The organism is Streptomyces sp. B21-105 (assembly GCF_036898465.1).
Lineage (GTDB): Bacteria > Actinomycetota > Actinomycetes > Streptomycetales > Streptomycetaceae > Streptomyces.
In genome coordinates, this window is sequence record NZ_JARUMJ010000001.1 from 6,937,119 (window position 1) to 6,947,214 (window position 10,096).

Here is a 10,096-nt window from a genome sequence, read left to right on the forward strand (position 1 = left end):
GCCGGCACGGGTGCGCGGGCGGTGGAGTTGCCGACGTACGCCTTCCAGCGCGAACGCTACTGGCCGCCGGTCGACGGCATTGTGCGCCCGACCGTGGCCGCCCCCGTGGAGCTGCCCGCCGAGGTGGACGACACGACCTGGCGCGACGGCCTCGCCGGGCTGCCCGCGGCCGACCGCCGCCGCAAGACGCTGGACCTGGTGCGCGCCCGGACCGCCGTGGTACTCGGCCACGCCGACCCGGCGGCCGTCGAGCCGCGGCGTGGCTTCAGCGACCTCGGGTTCGACTCCCTGGCCGCCCTGCGCCTGCGTACCGCGCTGAACGAGGCGACCGGCCTGAGCCTGCCCACCACCGTCGTCTTCGACCACCCCGACCCCGCCGCGCTCGCCGCGCACCTGCTCGCCGAGCTGGACGGCGCCCGGCGACGGCGGCCACCCCGGTCCGTGACGCCGTACGCTCCGCCGTTCCCGCCCCCACCGCCGCCCCCGTCCGGGCCGTCGTGCCCCCCGCCGTCCGCACCACCGCCACGGACGAGCCGCTGGCCGTGGTCGCCATGGCCTGCCGCTTCCCCGGCGGCGTCGACGGGCCCGACGACCTGTGGCGCGTACTGACCGAGGGCCGGGAGACCATCGGTGACTTCCCCGCCGACCGGGGCTGGGACCTTGACGGCCTCTACGACCCCGATCCCGACAAGGCGGGCAGCAGCTATCTGAGCAAGGGCGGATTCCTCGACGGCGCCGCCGACTTCGACGCCGCCTTCTTCGGCGTCAGCCCGCGCGAGGCGCTGGCGATGGATCCGCAGCAGCGCCTGTTCCTGGAAGTGGCGTGGGAGGCGTTCGAGCGCGCGGGCCTCGACCCGCTCAGGCTGCGCGGCTCCGCCACGGGCGTGTTCGCCGGCGTCACCGACCAGCGCTACGACACGCGCCACGGCGTGGTGCGCCACGGGGTGGACGAGGGGCTGCTCGGCACGGGCAACTACGCCAGTGTGCTGTCCGGACGGGTGTCCTACACCCTCGGCCTCGAAGGTCCCGCGATCAGTGTGGACACCGCGTGCTCCTCGTCGCTGGTGGCGCTGCACCTCGCGGGGCAGTCGCTGCGCAGCGGCGAGTCCTCGCTGGCGCTCGCCGGCGGCGTGATGGTCATGTCGACCCCGCGTGCGTTCGTGGAGTTCTCCCGGCAGCGCGGCCTCTCCCCGGATGGCCGGTGCAAGGCCTTCGCCGCCGCCGCCGACGGCATCGGCTGGTCCGAGGGCGCGGGCGTCGTGCTCCTGGAACGGCTGTCGGACGCGCGCCGCAACGGCCACCCCGTCCTGGCCGTGGTGCGCGGCTCGGCGATCAACCAGGACGGCGCGTCCTCCGGGCTCACCGCGCCCAACGGCACGGCGCAGCAGCGGGTCATCCGCGCCGCGCTGGCCGCGTCGCGACTCGCGCCGTCCGACGTGGACGTCGTCGAGGCGCACGGCACCGGCACGACCCTGGGCGACCCGATCGAGGCCAACGCCCTGCTGGCCACCTACGGGCAGGACCGCGAACGGCCGCTGCGGCTCGGCTCGCTCAAGTCCAACCTCGGCCACACCGGGCCCGCCGCCGGCGTCGCGGGCGTCATCAAGATGGTGCTCGCGCTGCGCGCGGGCGAGGTCCCGGCGACGCTGCACGTGGACGCGCCCTCTCCGCACATCGACTGGGCGTCGGGGTCCGTCGAGCTGGTGACCGAGGCCGAGTCGTGGACCCGGTCCGGCCGACCGCGCCGCGCGGGCGTGTCGTCCTTCGGCGCCAGCGGCACGAACGCGCACCTGGTGCTGGAGGAGGCCCCCGAGGAACCGGCCACGCCTGCCGAGCACGACGGCGAGCGCGCCGCCGAGTCGCGCTGGCTGCCGTGGGCCATGTCCGCGCGGTCGGACGCGGCCCTGGCCGCTCAGGCCACCCGCCTCGCCGAGCGGGTCGAGGCCGACCCCGGGCTCGACCCGGTGGACGTGGCCTGGTCGTTGGCCGCGTCCCGCGCTTCGCTGCCGCGCCGCGCGGTCGTGGTCGCCGCCGACCGTGCGCAGGCGCTGCGCGGCCTCGCCGCGCTGGCGGCCGGGGAGCCCGCGGACTCCTTTGTCACCGGCACCGCCGACGCCGCCGACCCGGGCGTCGTGTTCGTCTTTCCCGGTCAGGGTTCGCAGTGGGTGGGGATGGGGGTGGAACTGCTCGAGACGTCTTCGGTGTTCGCGGCGCGGATGGCGGAGTGCGCTGACGCGCTGTCCTCGTTCGTCGAATGGTCGTTGCTCGATGTGCTGCGGGGGGTTGAGGGAGCTCCCGGGCTGGATCGGGTCGATGTGGTGCAGCCGGTGTTGTGGGCGGTGATGGTGTCGCTGGCCGAGGTGTGGCGTGCGCACGGTGTGGTGCCGTCGGCCGTGGTGGGGCATTCGCAGGGTGAGATCGCCGCCGCGTGTGTCGCCGGTGCGCTGTCGCTGTCGGACGGCGCACGGGTGGTGGCTCTGCGTTCCAAGGTGATCGGTGAGGGGTTGGCCGGTCGGGGTGGGATGTTGTCGGTCGCTTTGCCGGCCGACACGGTGGCCGGGCGGATCGGGCCGTGGGCGGGGCGTGTCTCGGTCGCCGCGCTCAACGGGCCTGCCGCGACGGTGGTGTCGGGCGACGGGGACGCGCTGGACGAGCTGAGTGCCGCCTGCGCTGCCGACGGTGTACGTGTGCGGCGGATCCCCGTGGACTACGCGTCCCACTCAGCCCACGTCGAGTCGGTCGAGGCCGAACTCCTGACCGTGCTCGCACAGGTGCGGCCGAACTCGTCGGACGTCCCCTTCCACTCGACGCTGACCGGTGGACCGCTCGACACGACCGCGCTCGACGCGGGCTACTGGTACCGGAACCTCCGCGAGACCGTCCGGTTCGAGCCCGTCGTCCGAGCCCTGCTCGACGACGGCCGTACCGTCTTCGTGGAGGTCAGCCCGCACCCGGTGCTGACCTCGGCCGTGCAGGAGACAGCGGACGCCGTCGACGCGGCCGCCACGGCGATCGGGTCGCTGCGCCGCGACGAGGGCGGTCCGCGTCGCTTCCTCACCTCGCTGGCCGAGGCCGCCGTACGTGGTGTGCCGGTCGACTGGGGCGTCGTCTGCCAGGGCGGACGCCGTGTCGAGCTGCCCACGTACGCTTTCCAGCGCAGCCGCTTCTGGCCGCAGGGAGCGGTGGCGGCGGTCGATGCGACCGGCCTGGGCCTGGCCGACGCCGGGCACCCGCTGCTCGGCGCCGCCACCGCCCTCGCGGACCTCGGCGGTCAGGTGTTCACCGGCCGGGTGGCGTCGGGCACCGCGCTGTCCGCGGCCACGTCGGTGGAGCTGGCGCTGTGGGCCGGCGGCGGCCGTGTGCTGGCCGAACTGGTCGAGGACGCGCCCCTGACGGCGGCCGACGGCGCTCTGCGGCTGCAGGTCACCGTGGGCGCCGAGGACGCCGACGGCACGTGCCCGGTCGCCGTGTTCTCCCGGCCGGAGGACGCCGCGGACGACCGGCCCTGGACCCGGCACGCGACCGGCGCGCTCATCACCGGGACCGGAACCGGACCCGGACTCGGAACGGGAACCGGACTCGAAACCGGCGCCGGCGAGCCGGCCCGCGCCGATGACGTCGTCGCCGAGGTGACGGCCGAAGGCGCGGGCGACTGGGGCGTGCACCCGGCACTGCTCGACGCCGCCTTCGCGGAGGTCCGCCCCGGACTGGTGCCCGGCGCCTGGCGCGGTGTCACCCGGCACGCGGTCGGCGCGAGCCGGCTCCGCGTACGGCTCTCGCCCAGGGGCCAGGACGCGTTCGCCCTGTACGCCACCGACGGCACCGGGGCGCCCGTACTGACGGTCGACTCCGTCGAGTTGCGACAGCCGCGCGCCACGGAGTCGGCCAGGGACCGCGAGCTGTACCGCGTCGAGTGGACGCCCGTACCGCTCCCCGCCGCCACGGCCGACGGGATCGCTGTCCTCGGTGATCTCCCGCTGCCCGGCTTCCGCCTGTACCCGGACGTCGCCGCCGTCGCCGCCCTGGACACCGTCCCCGACGTCCTGGTCCTGCCCTGCCGGCCGCCGCGGTCGAAGGACGTCGTCGGCGCCGCGCACGCCGCCTCGCACCGTGTGCTGGCCGTGCTCCAGGAATGGCTCGCCGAGGACCGGCTGGCCGCCACACGGCTGGTGGTCCTCACCCACGGCGCGGTCGCCGTCGGCGACGAGGACGTCACCGACCTGGCGCACGCTCCCGTCCGGGGCTTGATCCGCTCGGCCCGCGCCGAGCACCCAGGCAGGCTCGTGCTGGTCGACGTGGACAGCCCGGACGCCCTCCAGCAGCTGCCCGCCGCGCTCGTCGTCGACGAGCCGGAGGTCGCCGTCCGCGCGGGTCGCGCCCGCGCACCCCGGCTGGTCCGCGCACCGCTGACCGAGGCGCCCGCGCTCGCATGGGACCCCGACGGCGTCGTCCTCGTCACCGGCGGAACCGGCACGCTCGGCGCGCTGTGTGCCAGGCATCTGGTGACCGAGCACGCGGTGCGCAGGCTCGTGCTCGCCGGCCGACGTGGCGCCGCCGCGCCCGAGGCCGTCGCGCTCGCCGAGGAACTGCGCGGACTGGGCGCCGAAGTGTCCGTCGCCGCGTGCGACGCCGCCGACCGGACCGCGCTGGCCGCGCTCATCGCGGAGATCACCGCGCAGCGGCCGCTGACCGGAGTCGTGCACACCGCAGGCGTCCTCGACGACGGCGTCATCGCCTCCCAGACCCCCGAGCGGGTCGACCGCGCGCTGCGGCCCAAGGTCGACGCCGCCTGGCACCTGCACGAGCTGACCCAGGGTCACGACCTGGCCGCGTTCATCCTGTTCTCCTCCACCTCGGGCCTCTTCGGAGCGCCAGGACAGGGCAATTACGCTGCGGGCAACGCGTTCGTGGACGCGCTCGCCCAGCACCGCCGCGCCCTCGGCCTTCCGGCCGTGTCCCAGGTGTGGGGCCTGTGGGCGCACGCCAGCGGAATGACCGGACACCTCGGCACCGCCGACCTGCGCCGAGCCGCCCGTGACGGCGTGGTGCCGCTGGCCACGGCCGACGCGCTGTCCCTCTTCGACCGGGCAGCCGCCGGCGCGGACCCCGTACTCGTGCCCGCGTGGCTGGACCTGACGTCGTTCGCCACGGGCGGCACCCCCGTGCCCGCGCTGCTGCGGAGCCTCGTCCGGGGCCCCGCGCGCCGCGCCGCCGACGCCGGGGCCGGGCAGGACACGCTCGCCCAGCGGCTCGCCGGCCTCGGCGCTGCCGAACGCGACCGCCTCCTGCTCGACCTGGTCCGCGGCCACGCCCGCGTGGTCCTCGGCCACGCGGACGGCGACGCCGTGGCACCCGGTCACGCCTTCAAGGAGTTGGGCTTCGACTCGCTGACGGCGGTGGAACTGCGTAACCGCCTGGCCGCCGCGACCGGTCTGCGGCTGCCCGCGACGCTGGTCTTCGACCACCCGAACCCGCGCGCGCTCGCCGAGCACCTGCGCGGTGAGCTGCTGGGCGAGCGGGTCGCACCGGTCGCGGCCGTCGCCGTCGGCACGGCGGGCGACGACCCGATTGCCGTCGTCGGCATGTCCTGCCGCCTTCCGGGTGGCGTCGCGTCTCCTGAGGATTTGTGGCGGCTGCTTGCGGAGGGGCGTGACGCGCTGTCCGCGTTCCCGGGCGACCGGGGGTGGGACGTGGAGGGGCTGTACCACCCGGATCCGGAGCATGTGGGTACGTCGTACGTGCGTGAGGGCGGGTTCCTCGACGGGGCGGCGGAGTTCGACGCCGGGTTCTTCGGGATCTCGCCGCGTGAGGCGTTGGCGATGGATCCGCAGCAGCGGCTCGCGCTGGAGACCGCGTGGGAGGCCGTCGAGCGCGCCGGGATCGACCCGAAGTCGCTGCGCGGCAAGGACGTCGGCGTCTTCCTCGGCACCAACGGCCAGGACTACGTGTCGCTGCTGCGGCCGGGCGTCGAGAGCGCCGAGGGCTACGTCGGCATCGGCAACTCCGCCAGCGTGCTCTCCGGCCGCATCTCGTACGTCCTCGGCCTCGAGGGCCCGGCCGTCACGGTCGACACCGCGTGCTCGTCCTCGCTCGTCGCGCTGCACTGGGCCGTCCAGTCCCTGCGTACCGGTGAGTGCTCGATGGCGCTCGTCGGCGGTGTCACCGTGATGGCGACCCCGGACGTCTTCGTCGACTTCTCCCGCCAGCGCGGCCTGGCCGCCGACGGCCGGTGCAAGGCCTTCTCCGCGAGCGCCGACGGCACGGGCTGGTCGGAGGGCGCCGGCACGCTGCTCGTGGAGCGGCTGTCGGACGCGCGCAGGCACGGGCACCGGGTCCTGGCGGTCGTGCGGGGAACGGCGATCAACCAGGACGGCGCGTCCAACGGCCTCACCGCGCCGAACGGCCCCTCGCAGCAGCGGGTCATCCGTCAGGCGCTGGCCAACGCCGGCCTCGAACCGTCCGACGTGGACGCCGTCGAGGCGCACGGTACGGGCACCACGCTGGGCGACCCGATCGAGGCGCAGGCGCTGCTGGCCACGTACGGCCAGGACCGCGCCGAACCCGCGTGGCTCGGGTCGGTGAAGTCGAACCTGGGCCACACCCAGGCCGCCGCCGGCGTCGCGGGCGTCATCAAGATGGTGCTCGCGCTGAACGAGGGCGAACTGCCGCGCACCCTGCACGTCACCGAGCCGTCCCCGGAGGTCGACTGGTCGGCCGGCGCGGTACGGCTGCTCACCGAGCCGCAGCCCTGGCCGGCAGGGCAGCGTCCCCGCCGCGCCGGTGTGTCGTCGTTCGGCGTGAGCGGGACCAACGCGCACGTCGTGATCGAGGAGGGCGAGCCCACCGAGTCGGTCGCGTCCTCGGCACCCGAAGCACCCCAAGCACCCCAAGCACCCCAAGCGCCCGAAGCACCCGTGACACCGGTCGCGTCGCGCCCCGATGCCGTGGTGCCGTGGCTGCTGTCGGCGCGTACGGAGACGGCCCTGCGGGCGCAGGCCGAGCGGCTGCGGGCCTTCGTCACGGCCCACCCCGAGGTGAGTCCCGCCGACGTCGGACTGACGCTGGCCACCGCGCGGTCCCGCTTCGAGTACCGCGCCGTGGTGGCCGGAGCCGACCACGACGGACTGCTGTCCGGTCTGGCCGACCTCGACCCGGTGGCCGGGGAGGCCGGACCGACGGCGTTCCTGTTCACGGGGCAGGGGGCGCAGCGGGTCGGTATGGGTGTGGAGCTGGCTGGGGCGTATCCGGTGTTCGCCGAGGTGTTCGATCGGGTGTGTGCGGAGTTCGATTCGGTGCTCGACCGTTCGCTGCGTGAGGTGATCGTCTCGGGTGAGGGGCTGGACGAGACGGGGTATGCGCAGCCGGCGCTGTTCGCGGTGGAGGTGGCTCTTTACCGGCTGGTGGAGTCGTGGGGTGTGGTTCCGGACATGCTGATCGGTCATTCGATCGGTGAGCTGGTCGCCGCGCATGTGGCGGGTGTGTGGTCGTTGCGTGACGCGGTGAGTGTGGTGGCGGCGCGGGGGCGGTTGATGGGGGCTCTGCCGGGGGGCGGTGCGATGGTGGCGGTGGAGGCCACGGAGGAGGAGATCGTTCCGGCGTTGGTGGGGGGTGCGGGGATCGCGGCGGTCAACGGGCCGTCGGCGGTCGTCGTCTCCGGTGACGAGGACGCGGTGCTGGCGGTCGCGGCTCATTGGGCCGGGCAGGGGCGCAGGGTCAAGCGGTTGGCGGTGAGTCATGCCTTCCACTCGCATCGGATGGAGCCGATGCTCGCCGACTTCGAGCGGGTCCTTGACACTGTGGTCTTCGGCAGGCCCGGCATTCCGGTCGTGTCGACGGTGACCGGGGGCGCCGAGGACATGGGCACGCCCGGGTACTGGCTGCGCAACGTTCGCGAGGCCGTACGGTACGCCGACGGTGTCGCCGCGCTGCGGGCCGCCGGAGTCACCACCCTCGTCGAGGTCGGTCCGGACGGTGTGCTCGCCGCGCTGACCGAGGGCGCCGTGCCCCTGCTGCGCAAGGGCAGGCCCGAGGCACTCACGCTGGTCGACGGGCTCGCCCGGTCCGGCGTGGCCGTCGACTGGCCGACCTTCTTCGCCGACACCGGGGCGCGCCGGGCCGACCTGCCGACGTACCCGTTCCAGCGCACCCGCTTCTGGCCCGAGACCCCCGAGCGGCCGTCGGCCGACCCCGTCGCGTCGTGGTGCTACCGCGTGCGCTGGGAGCCGGTCGACGGCGTGTCGGAAAAGCCCCTGCTCGGCCGCTGGGTGGTCGCTGTCCCGGCCGGCCGCGCGGATCAGCCGCTCGTCCGGGCGTCTTCGCGCGCTCTCGCCGAACGAGGCGTGGACGTCGTCGAGTTGGTCGTGCCCGAGGTTCCCGACCGTGCCCGGCTCGCCGAGCAGCTCGCGGGCCCGGTGGACGGTGTGCTGTCGCTGCTCGCGCTCGGCCGGGACGGCACCGCGGCCACCCTCGTGCTGGCGCAGGCGCTGGGCGACGCCGACACGTCCGCACCGCTGTGGTGCGTGACCGCCGACGCCATGGGCGTGGCGGAAGGCGATGTCGCCGACCCGGCGCAGGCGCAGGTCTGGGGCCTCGGTCGGGTGCTGTGCCTGGAGGCGCCGCACCGCTGGGGCGGCCTGGTCGACATGCCCGCCGACCCGGACGACCACGCCGTCGGCCTGCTGTGCGACGTGCTCGCGGGGATCGACGGCGAGGACCAGGTGGCCGTGCGCGCCACGGGCGTCCACGGCCGCAGACTCGTCCGCGCGACCACCCCCGCACGCGAGGGGTGGCGTCCCACCGGCACCGTCCTGATCACCGGCGGCACGGGCGCCCTCGGCGGGCACATGGCCCGCTGGGCGGCCCGCTCGGGCGCCGACCGGGTCGTCCTGGTGAGCAGGCGCGGCCCGGCCGCAGAGGGCGCCGCGGAACTCGTGGCGGAGCTGACCGCGCTCGGCGCCCAGGCTCTGGCCGAGGCCTGCGACGCGGCCGACCGCGCCGCGCTCGGCGCACTGCTCGACCGGATCGCCGCCGACGGACCGCCGTTGACCGCGGTCGTGCACACGGCCGGTGTCCTGGACGACGGCGTGCACGACACCCTGACACCAGAACGGCTGGCCACGGTGCTGCGCGCCAAGGCCGACGCCGCGACCGTGCTGCACGAGCTGACGGAGCGTCTGTCCCTGGACGCGTTCGTCCTGTTCGGCGCGCTCGGAGGCGTCGTCGGCGGCGCCGGCCAGGCGAACTACGCCGCGGCCAACGCCCATCTCGACGCCCTCGCCGAGCGCCGCCGCACCGTGGGCCTGCCCGCCACCTCGGTGGCGTGGGGCGCGTGGGCGGGCGGCGGCATGGCCGACGCGGACGAGGTGCGCAGGCGCCTCGACCGTGACGGCCTGCGGTCCATGGACCCCGAGCGAGCCGTCGACGCGCTCAGCCGGGAGATCGCCGGCGGCGACCCGGCCGTGGTCCTCGCGGACGTGGACTGGGCGCGGCTCGCGCCCTCCCTGCACGCCGTACGGCCCAGCCCGCTGATCTCCGGCATACCCGAGGCCCACCGGGCCGTCGCGCCGGGCGTCGGCGCGGCCCCTTCCGAGACGGAGCTGCGGCAGCGCGTCGCGGGCCTGTCCGCCGCCGAACGCGGGCGGGTCGTCCTCGACCTGGTCCGTACCGCGGTCGCCGCCGTACTCGGACACCGGGACCCGGCGGCGGTCGACACCGAGCGCGGTTTCCTCGACCTCGGGTTCGACTCGCTCACCGCGGTGGAGCTGCGCAACCGGCTGACCCGAGCCACCGGGCTCACGCTGCCGCTCACGCTGGTCTTCGACCACCCCACCGCGGACGAACTGGCCGCGCATGTCGCGGCCGGGCTCGCGCCCGCCGAGACGGCGCCGTCGGTGGCCGACCTCGACCGGTTCGCCGGGCTCGACCCGGCCGGGGCGGACGAGTCGACCCGCGCGAAGGTCACCGCCGAGCTGCGCCGCCTGCTGGGGGAGTGGACGCCGGTGACGGCCGGTTCCTCGGCCGCCGCTGACCAGCTGAAAGCGGCATCCGCCGACGAGATCTTCGATTTCATCCAAAACGAGCTCGGGAAGTCCTGAAC

General features: G+C 75.2%; 1 protein-coding gene. It reads left to right on the forward strand.

The features are described from left to right. Window positions 1-137 precede the first annotated feature (137 nt). On the forward strand, window positions 138-10,094 hold the full coding sequence (locus QA802_RS31400; protein WP_443042304.1) for an SDR family NAD(P)-dependent oxidoreductase: 9,957 nt from the start codon (window positions 138-140) through the stop codon (window positions 10,092-10,094). Window positions 10,095-10,096 lie beyond the last annotated feature (2 nt).